General features: G+C 62.8%; 21 protein-coding genes and 1 tRNA gene. 17 read left to right on the top strand and 5 right to left on the bottom strand.

Annotated elements, in window-relative coordinates:
- The first annotated feature begins 147 nt into the window (after window positions 1–147).
- The 14 genes from def (at window position 148) to PQR53_RS31550 (ending at window position 12,975) form a co-directional block, all read left to right on the top strand.
- Window positions 148–651: a peptide deformylase gene (gene def / locus PQR53_RS31615; protein ID WP_179735438.1), complete on the top strand. Its 504-nt coding sequence runs from the start codon at window positions 148–150 to the stop codon at window positions 649–651.
- A 31-nt stretch (window positions 652–682) separates the two neighbouring features.
- Window positions 683–1,669 carry a methionyl-tRNA formyltransferase gene (gene fmt, locus PQR53_RS31610; protein WP_408463091.1) on the top strand — a complete coding sequence of 329 codons (987 nt, stop codon included), beginning with the start codon at window positions 683–685 and terminating at the stop codon, window positions 1,667–1,669.
- 112 nt (window positions 1,670–1,781) lie between these two features.
- Window positions 1,782–2,423 (top strand): LysE family translocator, encoded by a 642-nt coding sequence (locus PQR53_RS31605; protein WP_408463088.1) that lies wholly within the window; start codon window positions 1,782–1,784, stop codon window positions 2,421–2,423.
- A 104-nt stretch (window positions 2,424–2,527) separates the two neighbouring features.
- Window positions 2,528–3,385 (top strand): zinc metalloprotease HtpX, encoded by an 858-nt coding sequence (htpX, locus tag PQR53_RS31600; RefSeq protein WP_179735444.1) that lies wholly within the window; start codon window positions 2,528–2,530, stop codon window positions 3,383–3,385.
- A 159-nt stretch (window positions 3,386–3,544) separates the two neighbouring features.
- On the top strand, window positions 3,545–4,984 hold the full coding sequence (gene rsmB / locus PQR53_RS31595) for a 16S rRNA (cytosine(967)-C(5))-methyltransferase RsmB (RefSeq protein WP_408463084.1): 1,440 nt from the start codon (window positions 3,545–3,547) through the stop codon (window positions 4,982–4,984).
- Window positions 4,981–5,580: a DUF4390 domain-containing protein gene (locus PQR53_RS31590; protein WP_408463081.1), complete on the top strand. Its 600-nt coding sequence runs from the start codon at window positions 4,981–4,983 to the stop codon at window positions 5,578–5,580. Before rsmB ends, PQR53_RS31590 begins: the two co-directional genes overlap by 4 nt.
- Window positions 5,570–7,984, top strand: coding sequence for a sensor histidine kinase (locus PQR53_RS31585; protein ID WP_408463078.1), 2,415 nt, complete (start codon window positions 5,570–5,572; stop codon window positions 7,982–7,984). The genes PQR53_RS31590 and PQR53_RS31585 overlap by 11 nt, the downstream gene beginning before the upstream one ends.
- Window positions 7,985–8,677 carry a response regulator transcription factor EsaR gene (esaR, locus tag PQR53_RS31580; protein ID WP_179735451.1) on the top strand — a complete coding sequence of 231 codons (693 nt, stop codon included), beginning with the start codon at window positions 7,985–7,987 and terminating at the stop codon, window positions 8,675–8,677.
- Between the two features lie 95 nt (window positions 8,678–8,772).
- A tRNA-Phe gene (locus tag PQR53_RS31575) sits at window positions 8,773–8,848 on the top strand.
- Window positions 8,849–9,288: 440 nt separating this feature from the next.
- A complete protein-coding gene (gene queC / locus PQR53_RS31570) occupies window positions 9,289–10,020 on the top strand; it encodes a 7-cyano-7-deazaguanine synthase QueC (protein ID WP_408463075.1) in 732 nt (243 codons plus the stop codon).
- Window positions 10,021–10,108: 88 nt separating this feature from the next.
- Window positions 10,109–10,741: a 7-carboxy-7-deazaguanine synthase gene (queE, locus tag PQR53_RS31565; protein WP_408463072.1), complete on the top strand. Its 633-nt coding sequence runs from the start codon at window positions 10,109–10,111 to the stop codon at window positions 10,739–10,741.
- 9 nt (window positions 10,742–10,750) lie between these two features.
- Window positions 10,751–11,194 carry a 6-carboxytetrahydropterin synthase QueD gene (gene queD, locus PQR53_RS31560; RefSeq protein ID WP_408463168.1) on the top strand — a complete coding sequence of 148 codons (444 nt, stop codon included), beginning with the start codon at window positions 10,751–10,753 and terminating at the stop codon, window positions 11,192–11,194.
- Window positions 11,195–11,491: 297 nt separating this feature from the next.
- Window positions 11,492–12,274, top strand: a complete 783-nt coding sequence (locus PQR53_RS31555; RefSeq protein WP_408463069.1) for an HpcH/HpaI aldolase family protein — start codon at window positions 11,492–11,494, stop codon at window positions 12,272–12,274.
- Complete coding sequence (locus PQR53_RS31550) at window positions 12,271–12,975, top strand: tetratricopeptide repeat protein (protein WP_408463066.1); 705 nt, start codon at window positions 12,271–12,273, stop codon at window positions 12,973–12,975. Before PQR53_RS31555 ends, PQR53_RS31550 begins: the two co-directional genes overlap by 4 nt.
- Window positions 12,976–13,066: 91 nt before the next feature.
- Here PQR53_RS31550 and rodA read toward each other — a convergent pair whose 3' ends face one another.
- From rodA to PQR53_RS31525, 5 genes are all read right to left on the bottom strand, one after another.
- Window positions 13,067–14,215: a rod shape-determining protein RodA gene (gene rodA / locus PQR53_RS31545; RefSeq protein WP_179735462.1), complete on the bottom strand. Its 1,149-nt coding sequence runs from the start codon at window positions 14,213–14,215 to the stop codon at window positions 13,067–13,069.
- 10 nt (window positions 14,216–14,225) lie between these two features.
- Window positions 14,226–16,550 (bottom strand): penicillin-binding protein 2, encoded by a 2,325-nt coding sequence (gene mrdA, locus PQR53_RS31540; protein WP_408463063.1) that lies wholly within the window; start codon window positions 16,548–16,550, stop codon window positions 14,226–14,228.
- 142 nt (window positions 16,551–16,692) lie between these two features.
- Complete coding sequence (gene mreD, locus PQR53_RS31535) at window positions 16,693–17,205, bottom strand: rod shape-determining protein MreD (RefSeq protein ID WP_179735467.1); 513 nt, start codon at window positions 17,203–17,205, stop codon at window positions 16,693–16,695.
- Window positions 17,202–18,317, bottom strand: coding sequence for a rod shape-determining protein MreC (gene mreC / locus PQR53_RS31530; RefSeq protein ID WP_408463059.1), 1,116 nt, complete (start codon window positions 18,315–18,317; stop codon window positions 17,202–17,204). Before mreC ends, mreD begins: the two co-directional genes overlap by 4 nt.
- A gap of 153 nt (window positions 18,318–18,470) precedes the next feature.
- Entirely contained in the window at window positions 18,471–19,514 is a 1,044-nt protein-coding gene (locus tag PQR53_RS31525) for a rod shape-determining protein (protein WP_004189550.1), read from the bottom strand.
- A gap of 380 nt (window positions 19,515–19,894) precedes the next feature.
- Between PQR53_RS31525 and gatC the strand changes: the two genes are divergently transcribed.
- From gatC to gatB, 3 genes are read left to right on the top strand one after another with little or no spacing between them, the layout of a single operon-like run.
- A complete protein-coding gene (gene gatC, locus PQR53_RS31520) occupies window positions 19,895–20,194 on the top strand; it encodes an Asp-tRNA(Asn)/Glu-tRNA(Gln) amidotransferase subunit GatC (RefSeq protein WP_408463056.1) in 300 nt (99 codons plus the stop codon).
- Window positions 20,195–20,225: 31 nt separating this feature from the next.
- Window positions 20,226–21,713 (top strand): Asp-tRNA(Asn)/Glu-tRNA(Gln) amidotransferase subunit GatA, encoded by a 1,488-nt coding sequence (gene gatA, locus PQR53_RS31515; protein WP_408463053.1) that lies wholly within the window; start codon window positions 20,226–20,228, stop codon window positions 21,711–21,713.
- Window positions 21,714–21,718: 5 nt separating this feature from the next.
- Window positions 21,719–23,194: an Asp-tRNA(Asn)/Glu-tRNA(Gln) amidotransferase subunit GatB gene (gatB, locus tag PQR53_RS31510; protein WP_408463050.1), complete on the top strand. Its 1,476-nt coding sequence runs from the start codon at window positions 21,719–21,721 to the stop codon at window positions 23,192–23,194.
- Window positions 23,195–23,222 lie beyond the last annotated feature (28 nt).

Here is a 23,222-nt window from a genome sequence, read left to right as displayed (position 1 = left end):
GGCTCGTCGTTAGCGCATGTGGCGCGTTGAATCGAACCGGTTCGACACCATCTATCCTCTGCGTAACGCGACGCGCCCACAACCTGGCCAAACGGCCAACGCTAGCCCTCCACCGGTCAGCGGCGCCTAAAAAACACACTCAAGATCATGGCATTACTGAATATCCTCAATTACCCGGACAAGCGGTTGCACAAGATTGCGAAGCCGGTCGAAGTGGTCAACGACCGCATTCGCCGTCTTGTCGCCGACATGGCCGAAACGATGTACGCCGCGCCCGGCGTCGGCCTCGCGGCGACCCAGGTCGACGTGCATGAACGTGTGATCGTGATCGACGTGTCGGAAACGCACGACGAACTGCTCGCGTTCATCAACCCGGAAATCATCTGGTCGAGCGACGAGCGGAAGCTGTCGGAAGAGGGCTGCCTCTCGGTACCGGGTATCTACGACAACGTCGAGCGCGCGGAAAAAGTGCGCGTGCGGGCACTGAACGAAAAGGGCGAAACCTTCGAGCTGGATTGCGAAGGGTTGCTCGCGGTTTGCATCCAGCACGAAATGGATCACCTGATGGGCCGCGTGTTCGTCGAGTACCTGTCGTCGCTGAAGCAGACGCGTATCAAGAGCAAGATGAAGAAGCTCGCCCACGCGATGTAATGCGCGTCCACCTCGCCTACTGCCCCTGTTCATGAGTCATTCGTTGCGCGTCATCTTTGCCGGTACGCCGGAGTTCGCCGCGGCCGCGCTGGCCGCGATTCACAGCGCCGGTTTTCCGGTGCCGCTCGTGCTGACCCGGCAAGATCAACCTGCTGGACGCGGAATGAAATTGCAGGCGAGTCCGGTCAAGCGTTACGCGCAGGAGCATGGCATTGGCGTGGCGCAACCGCCTTCGTTGCGCCGCACCGGCAAATATCCGGCGGAAGCCGCAGCCGCTATCGACCAGTTGCGCGCCACGCCGCACGACGTTATGGTCGTGGCCGCTTACGGTCTGATCCTGCCGCAGGAAGTGCTCGATATTGCGCCGCTGGGCTGCATCAACATTCACGCGTCGTTGTTGCCTCGCTGGCGCGGCGCCGCGCCGATCCACCGCGCGATTGAGGCAGGCGACGCTGAAACCGGCATCACGCTGATGCAGATGGACGCCGGCCTCGACACCGGCGCGATGATTTCCGAGTCGCGTACACCGATTTCCGACACCGACACCACGGCCACTTTGCACGACCGCCTGGCACAAGACGGCGCGAAGCTGATCGTCGAAGCGCTGATCGAACTCGAGCGCAGCGGCAAGCTGGCGGCGACGCCACAACCGGCTGACGGCGTGACTTACGCGGAAAAGATCGGCAAGCACGAGGCTGCGCTCGACTGGCGTAAGCCGGCAACGGTCCTCGCGCGTCAGGTGCGTGCGTTCGACCCGTTCCCGGGCGGTCTGGGCACGCTGGAAGACGGCACGTCGATCAAGATCTGGGCAGCGGTCCCGGTCGACGCACAAGGCAATCAGGCGCCCGGTACGATCGCCGACATCTCCGCCGAAGGCGTCGTGGTTGCCTGCGGCGAAGGCGCGTTGCGTCTCACGCAATTGCAAAAGCCCGGCGGCAAGCGCTTGCCGGTGCGCGAATTCCTGGCCGGCGCAACGCTGGCCGCGGGTCAGCGTTTCCAGCTTCCCGAAGCAAAATAACAGTCTTGCGCATACCTTGAACATCGACCGTTCGGCCGATGTTCAAGACCCCGCCCGCAAGCTCGCGGCGCGTTAGAATCCTCAAGGCAACGACCGCGTTTCGAGGATTTCCATGTTTGGCATTACCCATTTCGAGTTTTTCGTCGTCGCAGTCTTTCTGCTGAATGTGACGCCCGGTCCCGATACGGCTTACATCGTCGGGCGCAGTGTCGCCCAGGGCCGTGGCGCGGGCCTGATGTCCGCGCTCGGCATCTCCGCCGGTTGCTGCGTTCATTCGCTCGCCTGCGCGTTTGGATTGACGGCATTGCTGGCCGCTTCGGCCACCGCGTTCACCGTCATCAAGTTCGTGGGCGCTATTTATCTGATCTATCTCGGCGTGCGCCTCGTTTTCGCCAAGCCGGCAGCAGACCAGGCGGCCGGCGAAGCACGCGGCGCCGGCGCACCGAAATCGCTGCGTCAGCTTTTCCTGCAAGGGTTCTGGACCAATGTGCTGAATCCCAAAGTCGTGCTGTTCTTCGTCTCGTTTTTTCCGCAGTTCGTCACGGCGGGCAGCGATCATAAGGCGCTGGCCTTTCTCACGCTGGGCGGGGTGTTCGTCGTCATGAGCATGATCTGGAACAGTTTCGTCGCGTGGATTGCGGGCAGTGTGACCCAGCGCTTTTCCGGCAAGCCGTCGGTGAAGAAGTGGCTGGATCGCGGTGTCGGCAGCGCATTCGTCGGCTTGGGCATCAAGCTCGCCACTGCATCAAGATGATTGAATTTTCCTCACGCGCCCATATCTAACATTTAGCTTACAATCAGTCGCCGCGATCATGCGGCGCGGATATGAACCCCGCGTTAGGGCAAGGAGTTGCAGACATGTTCAATTGGGTCAAAACCGCGATGTTGATGGCCGCGATCACGGCCCTTTTCATCGTGATCGGCGGGATGATCGGCGGGTCGCGCGGCATGATGATCGCGCTCGTGATCGCCCTTGGGATGAATTTCTTTTCGTACTGGTTCTCGGACAAGATGGTCTTGCGCATGTACAACGCGCAAGAAGTCGACGAAAACAGTGCGCCGCAGTTCTATCGCATGGTGCGCGAGCTCTCCACGCGCGCGGGCTTGCCCATGCCGCGCGTCTACCTGATCAATGAAGACGCGCCGAACGCATTCGCCACCGGTCGTAATCCGGAGCATGCGGCCGTCGCCGCCACCACCGGCATCTTGCGCGTGCTGTCCGAGCGCGAAATGCGCGGCGTGATGGCGCACGAACTTGCGCACGTGAAGCATCGCGACATTCTGATCTCAACCGTCTCGGCAACCATGGCGGGCGCCATTTCCGCACTGGCGAACTTCGCGATGTTCTTCGGCGGCCGCGACGAAAACGGCCGTCCGTCGAATCCGATCGCAAGTATCGCCGTTGCGTTGCTCGCACCGATCGCCGGTGCGCTGATCCAGATGGCGATTTCGCGTGCGCGTGAATTCGAAGCGGACCGTGGCGGCGCGCAGATTTCCGGCGATCCGCAGGCGCTTGCCTCGGCGCTCGACAAGATTCATCGTTACGCGAGCGGTATTCCGTTTCCCACGGCCGAGCAGCATCCGGCTACCGCGCAGATGATGATCATGAACCCGCTGGCGGGCGGCGGCATCGCGAATCTGTTTTCAACGCACCCGGCCACCGAGGAACGCATCGCGCGTTTGATGGAAATGGCACGCACGGGGCGCTTCGAGTAACGGTGCGCTGATCCGGCGTGAGAAAAGGCGAGTCTGCGGGCTCGCCTTTTTTGTTCGGGTGCCACCGCCGACCTACCCTCGGCGGCTCCCGCGCCGCGCCACGCTACAATGTGTGCTGTTTGCGCCGTGCGCACCGCGCGGCCTGCCTTTGCCTCTTTCATGACTCCAAAGCCTTCTTCGCGTTCTGCTTCCCCATCGGCGCGTCCGCGCGAATCCCGTTTGTCGATGCTGCATCTCGCGCCCGAGTCGCTCGGTTTTGCGCTCGACTCCACGGGCCAGGCCGTCGGCGCCGTGCGCCTCGGCGCGGCTTTGCCGGCCGCGCTGCAATCCGTATTCGTTTCCGCGCCCGAAGGTAGCGCCGCTGCTGCACGCGGCGCCGTGCAGGACATTGCATACCGCACCATGCGGCGTCTGGCAACCGCCGAATGGTTGATCGCGAAGCTGGTGAAGAAGGCGCCGTCGCCGCACGTCGGCCATGTGCTCGCTTGCGCGCTGGCTTTGCTCATCGACGATGAAGCGAACGCCGCCTACGCACCGTTCACCGTGGTCGATCAGGCGGTGGGCGCAATCGCCGCGCGTCGTGAATTTTCGTTCGCAAAGGGCCTCGTTAACGCCGTGCTGCGCAATTTCCTGCGCGAGCGTGAAGCGCTGCTGAGCGCCGCGCAAGGCAATGAAGTCGCGCGCTGGAACTATCCGGCATGGTGGATCGACGCGGTGAAGCGCGCGTGGCCCGACGCATGGCAAGCGGTGCTCGCCGCCGGTAACACGCAAGGTCCGCTGACGCTGCGCGTCAACGCGCGCCACTCGACCGTCGATGCCTATCTGCAAGTGCTGCAAGACCATCACATCCCTGCGAGCAGAGCCGGCGAATACGCCGTCAAGCTCGCCACGCCGATGCCGGTCGACCGCATTCCCGGCTTCAACGACGGCATCGTCTCCGTGCAGGACGCCGGCGCGCAACTCGCCGCGCAACTGCTCGGCGTGCGCGACGGCATGCGCGTGCTCGACGCGTGCGCGGCGCCTGGCGGCAAGACCGGCCATCTGCTCGAACTCGCCAACCTGCAACTTGTGGCGCTCGAAAGCGATGCGTCGCGCGCGCGCCGAATCGATGAAAACCTGCAGCGGCTCAAGCTCGAGGCGGAAGTGCGCATTGGCGATGCCGGCCAGCCGTCAAAATGGCATGACGACATCGACCAGCCGTTCGACCGCATTCTGGCCGACGTGCCATGTTCGGCCTCGGGCATCGTGCGGCGTCACCCGGATATTCGCTGGCTGCGTCGCGCGTCGGATATCCCCGCGCTGGTGGCCGAGCAGCGCCGCATTCTCGACGCGCTATGGCCGCTCGTGAAGCCAGGCGGCGAATTGCTCTACGTTACGTGTTCGATCTTTCCCGAAGAAGGCGAGTTGCAGGCGCAGTGGTTTGGAAACAAGTATCAGGATGCGGTACGATTGGACGCGCCGGGGCAACTTTTACCCTCAGTTGCCCGCGCGCCCGCCGACGCATCGGCCGGTTCCCATGCCGGACACGCCGCTGAACACAGCGCCGGCTCGAACTCAGACCACGACGGATTTTTCTACGCGCGCTTCCAGAAACGGTGACCATCAAACGCTTCTTCCCGCTTCGGCTCGCTGCCGTGCTCTGGTTCGCGCTGGTTGTATGGCTCGCCGTGCCTGGCGCGGCGCACGCCGATTCGATCGCCGTGCAGCGCGCTTCGCTGCAATCGGACAACACTGGCTGGAATCTCGACGCGCGTTTCGACTTCGACCTGAACAGCAATCTCGAAGACGCCGTCAACAAAGGCATTCCGCTGTACTTCACGACCGACTTCGAACTGAGCCGGCCGCGCTGGTACTGGTTCGACGAACAGCCGGTGAGCGTGTCGCAGAGCATCCGCCTGTCGTTCCAGCCGCTCACGCGTGAGTACCGGGTGTCGAGCGTGTCGTCGGGCGGGTTGCAGCTCGGCTTCACGACACTGAAGGATGCGCTCGCTGTGATCAAGCACATCACGTCGTGGCATGTCATCGATCGCACTCAGGTGCTTGTCGGCGAGACGTACAACGCGTCAGTGCGCATGCAACTCGACATCGCGCTGATGCCTAAGCCGTTCCAGATCGACGCGGTGAACAACCGCGACTGGAGCCTATCGTCGGATTGGAAACGTTTTACCTTCACGGTGACCGAACGTGCTAAATAGAGTGCGCCGCGCCACCAGCGTCAGCAGCATCGTCGTGCGCGTGCTGGTGTCCACGGTCGCCGTGACGGCCGTGCTGCTGCTCGTGCTGCTGGCAGCGGCGAGCGCGAATACCGAATTCTTCGATCGCTATTACCAGTGGCTGTATGCGGCCAACCTCGTGGTCGCGATGATCTTTTTGCTGGTGGTGGCGACGCTCGTCATCATCATCATTGCGCGGCTTAAAAAAGGTAAGTTCGGCACGCGGCTGTTAGCGAAACTCGCGTTCTTCATGGCGCTGGTCGGCGTGGTGCCGGGTGGCATCATCTACGTCGTCTCGTATCAGTTCGTGTCGCGCAGTATCGAGTCGTGGTTCGACGTCAACGTCGAAACCGCATTGACTTCCGGGCTGAATCTCGGCCGCGGCATGCTCGACGCGTCGCTATCCGATCTGCAGACCAAGGGCCGCCTGATGTCCGAGCAACTGGCGAGCGCGGATGCTGCCGGTACGACGCTCACGCTGTTGCGGCTGCGCGATCAGTTCGGCGTGCAGGACGCGACGATCGTCGAACCCACGCGCAGCATGTCGGGCGCGACGCCGGATATGCACGTGGTCGCCCAGGCGTCCGGCAATTACGCGACGCTCGTGCCGAGCGACCTGCCCACGCCGATGATGATCGACCAGGCGCGTGGCCGCGGCTATGCGGCGATCGAGGGTGAAGTCGACGGCGATCCTCAAGCGCATGGCGGCAAGGGCGCGCTGCGGCTGCGCATCGTGCAGCGCATTCCGGATTCGAACGCCTCACTGCTGCAGCCCACCGAACGCTTCCTGCAACTCACGCAGCCGGTCTCGCCTTCGCTCGCGCGTAATGCCGACGCGGTGCAGCGGGCCTATCGCGAGTATCAGGAGAAGGCGCTGGGCCGCACCGGCTTACGCAAGATGTACATCGGCACGCTCACGCTGGCGCTGTTCCTCGCCACCTTCATCGCAATGATGCTGGCGCTCGCGCTCGGCAATCAGCTGGCGCGTCCGTTGTTCCTGCTCGCCCAGGGCACGAAGGAAATTACCGAGGGCGACTACACGCCGAAGCGCGAAATCAAATCGCGCGACGAACTGGGCTTCCTCACGCAGTCGTTCAATGCAATGACGCGGCAGTTGTCCGAAGCGCGCGCGGCAGTCGAGAACAACCGCGTGGCGCTCGAACACTCAAAGGCTTATCTGGAAAGCATTCTCGCGAACCTGACCGCGGGCGTGTTCGTATTCGACCGGCAGTTCCGTCTCACCACGGCGAACCGCGGCGCGGAACGGATCTTCCGTCAGCAGTTCCAGGAAGTGCTGGGTTCGTCGCTCGATAAGATCGGCGTGTTGAGCGAATTCGGCGGGATGGTGCGCAAGGCGTTTGCAGATCGCGAAGCCGCGAGCGGCGACGGTCACGACGACCGCGGCCACTGGCAGCAACAATTCTCGGTGCCGGTGCCGGGCGAAACCGAACCGCTCACCCTGTTGGTGCGTGGCGCTCGCCTCGTTTCCGCGACAGACCGCGACGCGGAAGACATGCAGACATCTGGCTACGTCGTTGTGTTCGACGATATTTCGGATGTGATTTCGGCGCAGCGTTCGATCGCCTGGGGCGAAGTGGCGCGACGTCTCGCGCACGAGATCAAGAATCCGCTCACGCCGATTCAGCTCTCAGCCGAGCGTTTGCAGATGAAGCTCGCCGACAAGCTGTCGCCATCGGATGCCGATGTGTTGAAGCGCGGCGCGACCACCATTGTCAATCAGGTCGCGGCGATGAAGCAGATGGTCGACAATTTCCGCGACTACGCGCGCACGCCGCCGGCAGTGCTCGCGCATCTGCAACTGAATGAACTGGTCAGCGAAGTACTCACGCTGTACGGTATCGAGGAAGGCAAGGGCGCGATTCAGGTGGAACTCGCGGATTTACCGGCGATTCGCGGCGACGCCACACAATTGCGACAGGTGATTCACAACCTGCTGCAAAATGCGCAGGATGCCGTGGCCGACATCGAGCATCCGCGTGTGTTGCTCGAGACGAGGACAGTAGAATACGGAGACCCCGACGCAGAAGGCAAAGTACGCGTCGCGGTGCGTCTGACGGTGTCGGATAACGGGCCGGGCTTTCCCGCGCGTATCCTCACACGTGCATTCGAACCTTACGTGACGACCAAGGCCAAAGGAACGGGCCTCGGTCTTGCGATGGTCAAGAAGATCGTCGACGAACACGGCGCGCGCATCGACATTCGCAACCGCATGAAAGCGGGCGATGTGATCGAAGGCGCGCAGATTTCGATCCTCTTCCTTCAACTGGCAGACGATGCCGCGACACCTGGAGCAGGGCCGCGGCCGGCGCATGGTAATGCGTCGCAGGGAACGACAAAAGCAACAGTGCAGACAAGGGCAGCGTAAATGGCAACCATCCTGGTGGTAGATGATGAAATGGGCATCCGGGAATTGCTCTCGGAGATCCTGAGCGACGAAGGGCATGTCGTGGAGGCGGCGGAAAACGCGCAGGAAGCGCGCGAGTTCCGCTTGCGTCAGGCGCCGGATCTGGTGCTGCTCGACATCTGGATGCCCGATACCGACGGCGTGACCTTGCTCAAGGAATGGGCCGCGCAAGGGCAACTCACCATGCCGGTGATCATGATGTCCGGCCACGCAACCATCGACACAGCGGTCGAAGCGACCAAGATCGGCGCGCTCAATTTCCTCGAGAAGCCGATTGCGTTGCAGAAGCTGCTGAAGGCCGTCGAGCAAGGTCTTGCTCGCGGCACGGCGGCGGGGGGTGCGCCGGGCGGCGCGGCGGCGAAGCCGGCGTTGCCGGTCAGCGCTTCGGCGGTGGCATCCGCGGCTGCGTTGCCGATGCTGTCGTCGGACGGCATGGGCAGCGGCGCGTTGGCCGCTCAAACAGCGTCGATTTCGTTCGACATTCCGTTGCGCGATGCCCGCGATGCGTTCGAGCGTGCATACTTCGAATATCACCTCGCACGTGAGAATGGCAGCATGACGCGCGTCGCGGAGAAGACGGGTCTGGAGCGCACGCACCTGTATCGTAAGCTCAAGCAACTCGGCGTGGATCTGGGCAAGAACAAAGGGGAGTGAGCCGCTGCGCCATCCTCGCGGGTTCGGGGTGGCAGATTTTTTCGAGAGGGGGCTTGTCGGACTGCTGCCCCTTTGCTATTATTTCGTTCTTCGTTGGCCCGGTAGCTCAGTTGGTAGAGCAGCGGATTGAAAATCCGCGTGTCGATGGTTCGATTCCGTCCCAGGCCACCAGGATTCAGCCCCAGGAAATCGCAAGATTCCTGGGGCTTTTCCTTTTCAGACGGGCATTCGTGGCGGCATGGCTTGCTTGCCGCGGTAGTGGGGCATCCTCGGCGGCATTAGGCGTCGCGTGATAAAATCGCGCCAGTTCAAGGACTTGCATGCGAGTGCGTGACCGACGTCCGGCCAGCGCGCCAGTGCAGCGAACACGTCTTTTTCGTATCCTGAAGCTGGGCCTTTTGCGCACTCTGCCGCCATACGGCAAGGCCGCAACAGGCGCCGAACCCTTCGCCCGACGATTAACGGTATAAGCGCCCAGCGACTCTGCGTGCGGAAGGCGCGGCCTATACTGCTTTGGGCCGGCAGCAATGCCGGCACGCGTCGCGCCGCGTTGCTTGCATGGCGCACCTCGCGCAGCGCGACGTGGCACTCATCATTCACGGAGTTTCACGGTGATCCGCAAAGACGCTAAACGTAGCGCTCTGGTGCTGTTTTCCGGCGGCCAGGATTCCGCCACGTGCCTCGCCTGGGCGCTCGAACGTTACGAAACGGTCGAGACGCTGGGCTTCGATTACGGTCAGCGGCACCGCGTCGAACTCGAATGCCGCGAAGGGTTTCGTAACGCGGTCGTGCGCGCTTTTCCGGCGTGGGCCGATCGGCTTGGCGAAGATCACATGATCGACCTGTCGGTGCTCGGTTCGATCAGCGACACGGCAATGACGCGCGAGATCGAGATCCACGCCACCACGAACGGTTTGCCGAATACGTTCGTGCCGGGCCGCAATCTGATGTTCATGACAATTGCCGCCGCCATCGCCTATCGGCGTGGTTTGCACGTGCTGGTGGGCGGCATGTGCGAGACGGATTTCTCGGGCTACCCCGATTGCCGCGACGACACCATGAAAGCGTTGCAAGTCGCGCTGAACCTCGGCATGGACACGCGCTTCCTGCTCGAAACACCGCTGATGTGGCTCGACAAGGCCGACACGTGGCGTCTCGCGTACGAGCTGGGCGGCGACGAACTGGTCGAACTGGTGCGCGTCGAAACGCACACCTGCTACGTGGGTGAGCGCGCCGAATTGCATGCATGGGGCTTCGGTTGCGGCGAATGTCCGGCGTGCCGTTTGCGCAAGCGCGGCTATGAAGCGTATCTTGCCGGCGAGAAGGTGACCGAGCCGGTTTGACCGTCTGATGACAGGCTTACGCTGGCGCTCCGTGCGAACGGGGCGCAGCGCAGGCAACTATTTTCAGGAACACAAGGCAGAAAGCAGCATGACTTACGCGGTCAAGGAAATCTTCTACACATTGCAGGGCGAGGGCGCGAATGCCGGGCGTCCGGCTGTGTTCTGCCGGTTCGCCGGCTGCAATCTGTGGTCGGGCCGCGAAGAAGATCGTGCGGAGGCTGTGTGCCGTTTCTGCGATACGGACTTCGTCGGCACTGACGGCGAGAACGGTGGCAAGTACCGCACGGCTGAAGAGCTGGTGCGGATGATCGCGTCGCAATGGCCGGAAGGCGAGGGCGAGCGCTTCGTGGTGTGCACGGGCGGCGAACCGATGCTGCAGATCGACCCGCCTTTGGTCGATGCACTGCATGCCGCCGGCTTTGAAATCGCCATCGAGACCAACGGCTCGCTTCCGGTGCTCGAAACGATCGACTGGATCTGTGTGAGTCCGAAGGCCGACGCGCCGCTCGTCGTCACCAGGGGCAACGAATTGAAGGTCGTGATCCCGCAGGACAACCAGCGCTTGTCCGAGTATGCGAAGCTCGACTTCGAGTATTTCCTCGTCCAGCCGATGGACGGCCCGTCGCGCGACATCAACACCAAGCTCGCGATCGACTGGTGCAAACGCCATCCGCAATGGCGCCTGTCGATGCAGACCCACAAGTATCTGAACATACCCTGATTTGCCGTGCTGACGATTACACGAAAACTCGAATTCGATGCGGGCCACCGCATCCCCGATCACCGCAGCCAGTGCCGTAATCTGCACGGCCATCGCTATGTGCTCGAAATCACGCTGCAAGGCGATCTGGTCGACACCGAAGGTGCGCCCGATCGTGGCATGGTGATGGACTTCGCCGACGTAAAGTCGCTCGCGGTCGACCATCTGGTCGATAAGTGGGACCACGCGTTTCTCGTCTATGAAGGCGACACGCAGGTGCGCGGTTTTCTCGAAACCATGGCGGGCCACAAGACGGTCGTGCTCGATCGCATCCCCACCGTTGAAAATCTCGCCGCCGTCGCGTTCGACATCCTTGCGAACGTCTACGACGCGCATTACGGCGTGAATCTGCGATTGCATAAGGTGCGTCTGTTCGAGACGCCGAACTGCTGGGCCGACGTCGTTCGCGACTAGCGGCGGCCCATCGCGCAAACGGTGCAACACCTCCGCCGGTGGACCATTTGTGCGAGGTCCAACGCGGCTTAGCCGCTGCACATTCCACGCGACGTCCTTGCGCGGCCCAACCCCCGCGTTATTGACACGGTATGATCGCTCCGATAACCACACGGAGCGAGACATGCCGGTCACCGCAGTGCGTCGCAGCAGGCATACAGGCCATCACGGCCGTGGCATTGGCCTGTTCAGCCACGCCAGCATCCTCAATCTCAAGCGTGTTTCAGGCGATGTCTCCTATCGCCAGGGAGCGCGGCCATGAGCACCTTCACGAATCCCCTCAAGCAACGTCTGAAAGAAGCCGATCCGCTGTTCGGTCTGTGGCTTTCGCTCGGCAGCGATTCCGCGGCCGAGGCGCTCGCGCATGCCGGCTTCGACTGGCTGTTGATCGACATGGAGCACGCGCCGAACGATAGCGGCGACGTTACCGGGCAATTGCGCGCGATCGCCGCCGCGCATCTGCCGAGCGAGCCGGTCGTGCGCGTGCCCGCCAGCGAGGCATGGCTCGTCAAGCGCGTGCTGGACGCGGGCGCTCGCACGCTGATGTTCCCGAACATCGAAACCGCGGAAGAGGCGGCAGACGCCGTGCGTCTGACCCAATACCCGACAGCCGAGGCGCTCGACGGTCAGCGCGGCGTCGCGGGGGCGGTGCGGGCAGCTGCGTACGGCATGCGGCGCGACTACGTGCAGACGGCCAACGCGCAGATTTCGACCATCGTGCAGATCGAGTCGGCGCGCGGCTTGCAGGAAGTCGAGAAGATCGCGGCGACGCCGGGCGTCGATTGCCTGTTCGTCGGACCGGCCGATCTCGCCGCGAGCCTCGGTCATCTCGGCGATTCGAAGCATGCCGACGTGCAGGCCGCGATGGCACGCATTGTCAGCGCCGCCGACAAGGCCGGTATCGCCGCAGGAATTTTTGCCATGGATGTCGCGAGCGCAAAGCAGCATCGCGATGCCGGCTTTCGTTTTATCGCCCTGGCCGCCGACGTCATGTGGATGTTGCGCGCGACCCGCCAGGCGTTGCAGGAGGTGAGGACATGAAGGGGATGGTGCAGTGCGTCGTGAAGCGTCTGGCGGTCACAGCGGCGTTGATGGCGACTTTGACGGCGTACGCGCAGGACAACCGCGTCGCGAAGTCGAACGATCCGGAGACGCAAACCGCGGTCGCCGATTACAACGCCGGCAATCTAGGCGCGGCGCTGGCCGAATTCCGTAAAGCGGCCGAGCACGGTAGCCGGCTTGCCGAGTTCAACTACGCGATGATGCTGCTCAACGGCGAAGGCACCTCAGCCAACGTCGACGAAGGCAAGAAGTGGCTGCGCAAAGCCGCCGATGCCAACATGTCGCACGCGCAGTATGTCTACGGCAAGATGTATGACGACGGTGAGTTCGTTGGGCGCGATCCGGTGGAGGCGCATCGGTGGTTCCTGAAGGCCGCGCAACAGGGGCACGTGCAGGCGGAACTCGCGCTTGCCAACCAGTTCCTCGACGGCCGTGGCACAGCGCGTGACAACAAGCAGGCGTTCGTCTGGTACAAGAAGGCCGCGCAAGGCGGCGACATGACCGCGCAGTATGTGACCGGCTCGTTCTACGAGCGCGGTGGCGACGGTGTCGACAAGAACCTGAACGTGGCGCGCGCGTATTACGCCGCGGCGGCGGTGCAGGGCGATCCGGCGGCGAAACTCAAGTATCAGGAACTGAGCGCGCAATTGCGGGACCAGAAGGAAGTGAAACCGCAGTAAATGAACAAGGGGCGCTCCGACGTGAACCGCACTCCGAAAGCATGGACAGGGGTCCAGCTTTTGAAGTGCAGTCCAGACGGCGCGCGCCACGCTAACTCTGCATCAAGCGCTTCTGACGCGCGACGTTCATGATGAGGCCGATGGCGACCCCCAGCGTAGTCAGCGCGGTGCCGCCGTAACTCATGAACGGCAACGGCACGCCCACCACCGGCAAGATCCCGCTCACCATGCCGATGTTGACGAACGCATAGGTGAAGAACGCCATGGTCAGCGATCCGGCCAATAGCCGCCCAAACAGCGTCGCCCCATTGGCCGCGATATACAAACCGCGCGCGATCAGCAGCATATAAAGCGTGAGCAGCACGATCCCACCCGCCAGCCCGAACTCCTCGGAAAATACCGCGAAAATGAAGTCGGTGTGCTTCTCGGGGATGAACTCCAGATGCGCCTGAGTACCCTTGAGCCAGCCCTTGCCGAGCGGGCCGCCCGAGCCGATCGCAATCACGGCCTGGATGGTGTGGAAGCCCTTGCCGAGCGGGTCCGACGTCGGATCGAGCAGCGTACAGATACGGTGCTTCTGATAGTCGTGCATCAGCGGCCACTGCACTTCCGGCTGACAGATCTTGTCCTGGAACGCCGCGATCGAGCCGACCGCGATCACGCCGGCAATCAGCACCGGCACGATCAGCTTGAAACTGAGCCCCGCGAAGTAAATCACGAAAAAGCCAGCCGCGAACACCAGCACAGCAGTGCCGAGGTCGGGCTGCTTGGCGATCAAACCCACCGGCACAATCAGGATCAGAAAGCCGACCAGGAAGTCGTACCAGCGCATCACGCCTTCGCGGCGCTGGTAGTACCAGGCGAGCATCAGCGGTGTCGCGATCTTCAGAATTTCCGACGGCTGGATCACCACGCCGACGTTGATCCACCGTTTTGCGCCCTTACGCGTGAGGCCGAACACCGCCACCGCAATCAGTAACGCAATCCCGAACGTATAGAGCGGAACCGCGAAGCGCATTAGCGTGGTGGATGGCACATTAGCCAGCGCCCACATCAGCACGAACGTCAGCATGATGTTGCGCATCTGGTCTTCCACCCGGCCGGGCATGTCCAGCGTCGCGCTGTATAGCGTGACGATGCCGACGCACAGCAGCAGAAATACGATCAGGGCGAGGGGACGATCGAAGCCCAGGAACATCCGCTTGATGCGGTCGAGCCAGGCGCGCTTGTCGAATTGCATGCCTTTTTCCTTACTCGTCGATGCCGCCGGAAACCGGCTGGCGTGGCGACGTAGGCTGAATGCTGTCTTCCCGCGACGGGGCGGCGGCGGTCGGTACCGCTTCGCTGCTCGGGCGGGGTTTGTGTGGGACGCCGGATTTACGCGGCGCCGAATTCTTTGCGGCAGTCGACGCGGATGCCGCCGCACCGGACGCGGGCGCAGCTGTAGCCGGTGCAAGGGTCGCTGCCGTGGCCGCAGGCGTCGATGCAGCGGCCGGAGCCGCCGCCGCCCCAGCTGTAGACGCTGCTGCTGGGGCGGCGCCCGGCATCGGCAGTGCGGTGAAGCCCGCCGCGATCTTAACCGGCTGCGCCGTGTCCAACGGCGGCGGTGCGCCGCCTACTTCAGGCGCGGATGCGTCCTGTGTTGCCGAGGCGGCGGCCGCGACCGCTGCCGCTTCGGCGCCAGGCTTGTTCTTGCCGACCAGGTAGTAATCGAGCACGCGACGTGCGATCGGGCCCGCCGCTTCAGCCCCCCAGCCGCCGTTTTCGACGATCAGTGCAATCGCGATCTTTGGCTGTTCGGCAGGCGCGAACGCGATGAACAGCGCGTGGTCGCGCAGATGTTCGGCGATCGCATGGCCTTTGTAGTTGGCGCCTTGCAACGAATACACCTGTGCCGTGCCGGTCTTGGCGGCTGCCTGATACGGTGCGCCGATGAACACCTTCGCCGCTGTGCCATTGGTCACGACGCCTTCCATCGCGCGCTTGATGATGTCGATGTCCGATTGCTTCACGGCGATTTTGTCGCTCGGATCGCGCACGACCGGGCGCGTCTCTTTAGTGATCGGATTTTCGATGTCGCGCACGAGGTGCGGCTTCATCACGACACCGTTGTTCGCGAGCGTGGCCGTGGCGTGGGCGAGTTGCAGAATGGTGTACGAGTTATAGCCCTGGCCGATACCCAGACTGATCGTTTCGCCTTCATACCAGCGCTGCTGCTCGGGCTTGCGGTACGCCTTGCGCTTCCAGTCCGTCGACGGCAGGATGCCGCGCGCCTCACCCGAAATGTCGATGCCGGTGATCTGGCCGAAGCCCCACGGCTTCATGAAGCCGGCGATCGCGTTGACGCCGAGATCGTGCGCGAGCATGTAGAAATACGTGTCGTTCGACACCACGATCGCGCGGTTCATGTCGACCCAGCCCTGGCCCGAGCGCACGTCGTTGCGGAACGTATGGCCGCCGAACGTGTACGAACCCGGATCCTGGAAGCCCCAGCCCGGCGTGCGCTTATGCAGCGTCAGCGCGGCTAGCGCCATGAACGGCTTGTAGGTCGAACCCGGCGGATAGGTGCCGTGCAGCGGGCGGTTCAGGAGCGGATGGTCGGGCGAGTTGTTGAGATCGTCCCAGGTCTGCTGATCGATGCCGTCGACAAACGAATTCGGATCGAAGCTCGGCGCCGACACGAACGCGAGCACGTCGCCGGTTGCCGGTTCGATCGCGACCAGCGCCCCGCGACGGCCGGCAAAGGCCTGCTCGGCGACCTGCTGCAGGCCGATATCGATCGACAGTTCGAGGTTATTGCCCGGCGTTGCCTGGGTGCGCGACAGCGTGCGCACCGGGCGGCCGCCGGCGGTTACTTCGACTTCCTCAAAACCGGTCTGGCCGTGCAGCTCCGTCTCGTAGCTCTGCTCGACGCCGATCTTGCCGATGTAATCGGTGCCCTTGTAGTTGTTCGCGTCGAGGCGCGGATCGTAATGGTCCGGATCGCTGTCGTTCTGATCGCTGGCGTCGTCGATACGGTCCTGATCGCGCTGCGAAATCCGCCCGATATAGCCGATCACGTGCGCCGCAGTGGGCCCAAGCGGATATTGGCGGAACAGGCGTGCGCGCACTTCCACACCCGGAAAGCGGAAGCGTTGCGCGGTGAAGCGCGCGACTTCGTCATCGGTGAGGCGGGTGCGGATAGGCAGGCTTTCGAAGTTCTTCGAGTCTTCCTGCAGCTTCTTGAAGCGGCGGCGGTCGCGCGCGTCGATCGAGACGACGGTGGCCAGATTGTCGATCACGTTTTCGAGCGTGTCGTTCAGCTTCGACGGCGTGATTTCGAGCGTATACGCCGAGTAGTTCTTGGCCAGCACCACGCCGTTGCGGTCGGTGATGATGCCGCGGTTCGGCACGATCGGCGCAACCGAAATGCGGTTTTCGTCGGCTTGCAGCGAGTACTTGCTGTAATGCCAGACCTGCAGGACCAGGAAACGGAAGCCGATCAGCCCGAAGCAGATGAACACGAACAGGCCCGCCGCCGCGACGCGCAGGCGGAACTTCGAGAGCTGTTGCTGAGTGTCCTTGAATTCGGTCATGCGATTCTGCAAAAGGCCGTGTGATGGCCATCATGAGTGTGCACCCAAACCGGCCGGAACCGGGAGGCATGAACAGCGATGCGCATCGAGCGGGCCGGGCGCCCCGGTTTCAGCGGAACGGCCGGCGGGCTCGAATGCGTGGTTAAATCGGCCGCGTATCGTCCGGATCGGCCGGGCGACGCTGCGGCATCAACAGCAGCACGCTGGCGATCGGCCACAGCGCGGCTTCGACGAAGCCGTCGATCAGATAACCCCAGCCCGGAAACGCCGCGCCCGTCAGCAGACGGATCACGAACGGCACCAGTTGCGCGACGACCAGCAGCGGCATCACCGCGAAGGTCTGCACGCCGAGCGACATCCACAGCACCCGGCGATGGATCGTAATCGCACCGTACGACAACAACGTATACGCCAGCGCATGCTCGCCGAGCAGGCTGGCGTTGTGCACGTCCATCAGCAAGCCGAGAAAGAAGGCGATGCCCATGCCCACTTTGCGCGGCTGGTGGACGTTCCAGAACAGCAGCACGAGCGCCACGAAGTCCGGCACGCCGGCGAGGCGCCCCCACGGCATCAGGTTCAGCAGAAACGCCGCGGCGAGGCTGAACGCGATGAAGTAAGGATTGACCGGCTGCAGGATGTATTGCGGACGGTTCATGGCTGGGCCCCCGGCGTGGCTTGCGGCTTCGCGGTCTTGTCAGCGGCCGGTTTCTTTTCGGCGGCGGCTTTCTTCTCCGTGGCAGGGGCTTTGGCCGACGGTTTTTCAGCGGGTTTGGCTGCGGCGGCGGGCTTGTCAGCAGCGGCGGGTTTTTCAGCGGCCCTGGCGGGGGACTTGTCCGCCGCAGCCTTGCTGTCCGCGGGCTTACCGCCCTTCTTCGCTTTCGCGTCCTTGGCGGTCGTGGCCGCATCGGGCTCTTCCGCTGGACGCGGCGGCACGTTGTTCAGATAGTGCAGCACCAGCAACTGACGTGCGCCACGCACCGGAGCAACCGGCAGGCAGATCACGCGCGCGAATGCCGTATCGGCTTGTTTGTCGACCCGCACGACCCTGGCGACCGGCAGCCCCGGCGGATAAACGCCGTCGAGCCCGCTGGTGACGAGTTCGTCGCCGGTTTGCACGTCGGCGCTAATCGGCACGAAGCGCAGATCGAGCGTATCGCCCTTCGGCGTGCCGTAAATCACGCTGCGCAGGCCAGTACGCACGATCTGCACGGGCACCGCCTGGTCCTTGTCGGTGAGCAGCGTCACTTCGGCTTGCAGCGGGAACACGCGCGTGACCTGGCCGATCACGCCGTCTTCATTGACCACCGGTGAACCGTTCTGTACGCCTTGCTGGGCGCCGCGGCCGATCACGACCTTCTGGGTGAACGGATCGCGCGTGTCGTACTGGATTTCAGCCGGCAGCGATTCCGTGGTCGAGCGCTGCGAGAGTTGCAGCAGCGCGCGCAAATGGGTGTTTTCCGCAGCCAGTTCGGTGGCCGTATTGGCCTGCTGCGAGAGCTGAAGATCCTTGGCGCGCAGCTTGTCGTTTTCGCTGCGCAAGGTGGCGCTGGTCACGGCCAGGTCGGCGGCGCCCATGAAGATGTCGCGCGGCACGAGGGCTGCGCGTTGCAACGGATAAAGACCCGCGCCGAGCACGCCGCGAACGATTTCGAGCGTATTGAAGCGTGCATCGGAGATCAGCAGGGCGAGCGCCAGCACGACGAAAAACAACAGTCGTGCGAGGGCGGACGGGCCTTGCTTGAACAGGGGCGGCGGACTGTATTCCATGGTCGGCGCCGGGGGCGTGAGCGGTTGGGTGAGACGGCGGCGCGCGAAGGACGCGCGTTCAGCGCGCGGCGGCTGGTCGGTCCAGCCAACGGCAAACCGGCCCGCAAGGGGCCGTTTGCCTGATCCGCGCTACTGACATGGAGACGGGCTCGCTTACTCGTACGAGAAGATGCTGCCCAGCTTGTCCATGCGTTCGAGCGCCATGCCCGAGCCGCGCACAACGCAGGTCAGCGGGTCTTCGGCGACGAGCACCGGCAGGCCGGTTTCTTCGGCGAGCAGGCGGTCCAGATCGCGCAGCAGTGCGCCACCGCCCGTGAGCATCATGCCGCGCTCGGCGATGTCGGCGCCCAGTTCCGGCGGCGTTTGTTCAAGCGCGATCTTCACCGACGACACGATCTGGTTCAGCGGATCGGTGAGGGCTTCGAGAATTTCGTTGCTGGAGATCGTGAAGCTGCGCGGAATGCCTTCCGACAGATTGCGGCCCTTCACTTCCATTTCCTTGACCTCGGAACCCGGGAAGGCTGAACCGATTTCTTTCTTGATGGCTTCGGCGGTTTGTTCGCCGATCAGCATGCCGTAGTTGCGGCGGATGTAGTTGACGATGGCTTCGTCGAACTTGTCGCCGCCTACGCGCACCGAACCCTTGTACACGATGCCGCCAAGCGAGATCACGCCGACTTCGGTCGTGCCGCCGCCGATGTCGACGACCATCGAGCCGGTTGCTTCCGACACCGGCAGACCTGCGCCGATTGCCGCAGCCATGGGTTCTTCGATGAGGTAAACCTGCGACGCGCCCGCGCCGTGAGCCGCTTCCTTGATCGCACGACGCTCGACCTGGGTCGAACCACACGGCACGCAGATGATGATGCGCGGCGACGGCGAGAACATACGCGATTCGTGAGCAGTTTTGATGAACTGCTTGATCATCTGTTCGGTGACGGTGAAGTCGGCGATCACGCCGTCTTTCATCGGGCGGATCGCCTCGATGTTGCCCGGCACCTTGCCAAGCATCTGCTTGGCTTCCTTGCCGACTGCCTGAATGGTTTTCTTACCGTTGGGACCGCCTTCCTGGCGGATCGAGACCACCGACGGTTCGTCAAGAACGATACCTTTGCCACGCATATAGATGAGCGTGTTGGCTGTGCCGAGGTCAATCGCCAGATCGTTGGAGAAGTAGCTGCGCAGAAAACCGAACATTCAAAATCCTGTCTCGCTTGGGGCCGGCCCTCGCAACGATTACGCAAGGCGGCAGCGGAAAAAATAACAGCTTCAACCGGGCGGAAGCGGCGCCACAGGAACTTGAAGCTGCGAGGGAGTCTACCGGAGGCCGGTGCAAGGCCAGGTCAGAAAAATCCGAACGATCTTTGGGAATAGTTCAGAAAGGCCTTGGTAAGTCGGTCCGGGTTTGGGTCGAACGCGTAATGATACCTTATAATTTTGGTTGTTTTGAAGGAAACGGACGGCACTTTTTGCCTCCGCTGGCCCCTTTTTCGAGGCATTCCTCCAGTGTCGTAACCCGCTGTCGCAGCATCGTTTTTCTCGCGCTGCGGCGGTCCACCACATTTTCCGGTGACTGCATGGCTCTGACCCTGACCGATGTTAAACGCATCGCGCATCTCGCGCGGCTCGAACTGGCTGATGCCGAGGCTGAATACACGCTTGTCCAGCTCAATGATTTCTTCGGCCTCGTCGAGCAGATGCAGGCGGTCGATACCACCGGCATCGCCCCGCTTGCCCATCCGATCGAGCAGATCGAAGACGTCGCGCTGCGTCTGCGCGACGACGCGGTGACCGAAACGGTCGAACGCGAAGCCTTCCAGCGCCCGGCGCCGGCCGTGCAAGACGGCCTGTACCTCGTGCCGAAGGTGATCGAGTAAGAACCGCGAATAAAGCCCAGGATAAAACGCAATGCATGAAAAAAGCTTGACCGAACTGCGTGCCGCACTGGCGGCCAAGGAATGCTCCGCAGTCGAACTGGCGCAGCTGTATCTGAAGCGGATCGACGCGGCCAACAGCCTGAACGCCTTCATTCAGGTCGATGCCGAGCTGACGCTCGCGCAGGCCAAAGCTGCGGATGCGCTGCTTCATACCGGCCACGCCGGCCCGCTGGTCGGCCTGCCGATCGCGCACAAGGACGTGTTCGTCACCAAGGGGTGGCGCTCCACGGCCGGCTCGAAGATGCTGTCGAACTACGAAAGTCCGTTCGACGCGACGGTGGTCGCGCGTCTGCAGAACGCCGGCATGGTGTGCGTGGGCAAGACCAATATGGACGAGTTCGCAATGGGTTCGTCCAACGAGAATTCGTACTTTGGCCCCGTGCAGAATCCGTGGGATCGTAAGGCTGTGCCGGGCGGTTCGTCGGGTGGCTCGGCAGCGGCCGTGGCCGCTCGTCTTGCGCCCGCTGCAACCGGCACGGATACCGGTGGCTCGATCCGTCAGCCGGCATCGTTCTCCGGCATCACCGGCATCAAGCCGACGTACGGCCGTGTCTCGCGTTACGGGATGATCGCGTTTGCTTCGTCGCTGGATCAGGGCGGCCCGATGGCGCAAAGCGCCGCGGATTGCGCAACGCTGCTCAACGCCATGGCCGGTTTCGACGAGCGCGATTCGACCAGCCTCACGCGCGAGAACGAAGACTTCACCCGCTACATCGGCAAGACGTGGAAAGAAGAGGGCGCGGACAAACCGCTCGCGGGCTTGCGCATCGGCCTGCCGAAGGAATACTTCGGCGCGGGCCTCGCCGACGACGTGCGCGCTTCGATCGACGCCGCCTTGAAGCAATACGAGGCACTCGGCGCGACGCTGGTGGAAGTGTCGCTGCCGAAAACCGAGCTGTCGATCCCGGTGTACTACGTGATCGCGCCGGCGGAAGCTTCGTCGAACCTGTCGCGTTTCGACGGTGTGCGCTTCGGCCATCGCGCCGCGGAATACCGCGATCTGCTCGACATGTACAAGAAGTCGCGTGCGGAAGGCTTCGGTCCGGAAGTGAAGCGCCGCATTCTGGTGGGCGCCTATGTGCTGTCGCATGGCTACTATGACGCGTACTACCTGCAGGCGCAGAAGATCCGCCGCATCATCGCGCAAGACTTCCAGGAAGCGTTCAAGCAGTGCGACGTGATCATGGGCCCGGTCGCGCCGTCGGTGGCGTGGGACCTCGGCGCGAAGGGCGACGATCCGGTGCAGATGTATCTGGCCGACATCTACACGCTGTCGGTGAGCCTCGCCGGTCTGCCGGGCATGAGCGTGCCGTGCGGTTTCGGCGCGGGCGCGAATGCGCAGCGTCCGGTGGGTCTGCAGATCATCGGCAACTATTTCAATGAAGCCCGGATGCTGCAAGTGGCCGATGCGTTCCAGCGCGCGACCGACTGGCATCGCAAAGCACCGGCAGGAGTGTGAACACCATGGCCAAGCAATGGGAAGTCGTGATCGGTCTGGAGACCCACACGCAACTGTCGACTCAATCGAAAATTTTCTCGGGCGCCGCCACGCAATTCGGCGCTGCGCCCAATACGCAGGCCTGCCCTGTCGATCTGGCGTTGCCGGGTACGCTGCCGGTGATGAACCGCGGTGCTGTTCAGCGCGCCATCGAGTTCGGACTCGCGATCGGCGCAACGATCGCGCCGCGCAGCATCTTCGCGCGTAAGAATTATTTCTATCCCGATCTGCCGAAGGGTTATCAGATCAGCCAGTACGAAATCCCCGTCGTGCAGGGCGGCCAGGTCACGATTCAAGTGCCGGCCAATGAAAAGGCGGGCAAGGCAGCGTACGAGAAGGTCGTCAACCTGACGCGTGCGCACCTCGAGGAAGACGCGGGCAAGTCGTTGCACGAAGACTTCGCCGGCATGACGGGCATCGATTTGAATCGTGCCGGTACACCGCTGCTCGAAATCGTCACGGAGCCGGAAATGCGCAGCGCCGCTGAAGCCGTTGCGTATGCGAAGACGCTGCACACGCTGGTCACCTGGCTCGGCATCTGCGACGGCAACATGCAGGAAGGCTCGTTCCGTTGCGACGCGAACGTGTCGGTGCGCCCGGTTGGTCAGGCGGAATTCGGCACGCGTGCTGAGATCAAGAACCTGAACTCGTTTCGTTTTCTTGAAGAAGCGATCCAGTACGAAGTGCGTCGTCAGATCGAATTGATCGAAGACGGCGGCACAGTGGTGCAGGAAACGCGTCTATACGATCCGGACAAGCGCGAAACGCGCTCGATGCGCAGCAAGGAAGACGCGCACGATTACCGCTATTTCCCCGATCCCGATCTGATGCCGCTCGTGATCGACGCGGCGTGGGTCGAGCGCGTGAAGAGCGAAATGCCGGAACTGCCGGAAGCGATTCAACAGCGCTTCGTCACGCAATACGGCCTCACGCCGTACGACGCGAACGTGCTGACGTCGAGCAAGGCCATGGCTGCGTACTACGAAGCGGTCGTTCTCAAGGTCGGCCCGTCGAATGCGAAGGTCGCGGCCAACTGGCTGATGGGCGAGGTGTCGTCGCAACTGAATCGCGAGGACCTAGACATTGCGAATAGCCCGGTGTCCTCGGCGCAACTCGCGCTGCTGCTGCAACGTATCGCAGACGGCACGATCTCGAACAAGATCGCCAAGGAAATTTTCCTCGCGATCTGGGAAGAGAAGGCCACCGACGAAGCCGCTGCCGATCGCATCATCGAAGCGAAGGGCCTGAAGCAGATTTCGGACACCGGCGCGCTGGAAGCGATCATCGACGAAGTGCTCGCCGCGAACCAGAAATCGGTGGAGGAATTCCGCGCCGGCAAGGAAAAGGCGTTCAACGCATTGATCGGCCAAGCGATGAAAGCGACCAAGGGCAAGGCCAATCCGGCGCAGGTGAACGAACTGCTGAAGAAGAAGCTGGCCTGAGTTGACGCTGGGTTGAAGCTAAGTTAAA

This window comes from Paraburkholderia fungorum (assembly GCF_046027605.1).
GTDB lineage: Bacteria > Pseudomonadota > Gammaproteobacteria > Burkholderiales > Burkholderiaceae > Paraburkholderia > Paraburkholderia fungorum_F.
Note: the sequence above shows the minus strand (reverse complement) of the source record. Positions and strands in the feature narration are given on the sequence as shown.

Coding starts and splice junctions, on each gene's coding strand:
- def (WP_179735438.1), top strand. CDS start 148: ATGGCATTACTGAATATCCTCAATTACCCGGACAAGCGGTTGCACAAG.
- fmt (WP_408463091.1), top strand. CDS start 683: ATGAGTCATTCGTTGCGCGTCATCTTTGCCGGTACGCCGGAGTTCGCC.
- PQR53_RS31605 (WP_408463088.1), top strand. CDS start 1,782: ATGTTTGGCATTACCCATTTCGAGTTTTTCGTCGTCGCAGTCTTTCTG.
- htpX (WP_179735444.1), top strand. CDS start 2,528: ATGTTCAATTGGGTCAAAACCGCGATGTTGATGGCCGCGATCACGGCC.
- rsmB (WP_408463084.1), top strand. CDS start 3,545: ATGACTCCAAAGCCTTCTTCGCGTTCTGCTTCCCCATCGGCGCGTCCG.
- esaR (WP_179735451.1), top strand. CDS start 7,985: ATGGCAACCATCCTGGTGGTAGATGATGAAATGGGCATCCGGGAATTG.
- queE (WP_408463072.1), top strand. CDS start 10,109: ATGACTTACGCGGTCAAGGAAATCTTCTACACATTGCAGGGCGAGGGC.
- PQR53_RS31555 (WP_408463069.1), top strand. CDS start 11,492: ATGAGCACCTTCACGAATCCCCTCAAGCAACGTCTGAAAGAAGCCGAT.
- PQR53_RS31550 (WP_408463066.1), top strand. CDS start 12,271: ATGAAGGGGATGGTGCAGTGCGTCGTGAAGCGTCTGGCGGTCACAGCG.
- rodA (WP_179735462.1), bottom strand. CDS start 14,215: ATGCAATTCGACAAGCGCGCCTGGCTCGACCGCATCAAGCGGATGTTC.
- mrdA (WP_408463063.1), bottom strand. CDS start 16,550: ATGACCGAATTCAAGGACACTCAGCAACAGCTCTCGAAGTTCCGCCTG.
- mreD (WP_179735467.1), bottom strand. CDS start 17,205: ATGAACCGTCCGCAATACATCCTGCAGCCGGTCAATCCTTACTTCATC.
- mreC (WP_408463059.1), bottom strand. CDS start 18,317: ATGGAATACAGTCCGCCGCCCCTGTTCAAGCAAGGCCCGTCCGCCCTC.
- PQR53_RS31525 (WP_004189550.1), bottom strand. CDS start 19,514: ATGTTCGGTTTTCTGCGCAGCTACTTCTCCAACGATCTGGCGATTGAC.
- gatC (WP_408463056.1), top strand. CDS start 19,895: ATGGCTCTGACCCTGACCGATGTTAAACGCATCGCGCATCTCGCGCGG.
- gatA (WP_408463053.1), top strand. CDS start 20,226: ATGCATGAAAAAAGCTTGACCGAACTGCGTGCCGCACTGGCGGCCAAG.
- gatB (WP_408463050.1), top strand. CDS start 21,719: ATGGCCAAGCAATGGGAAGTCGTGATCGGTCTGGAGACCCACACGCAA.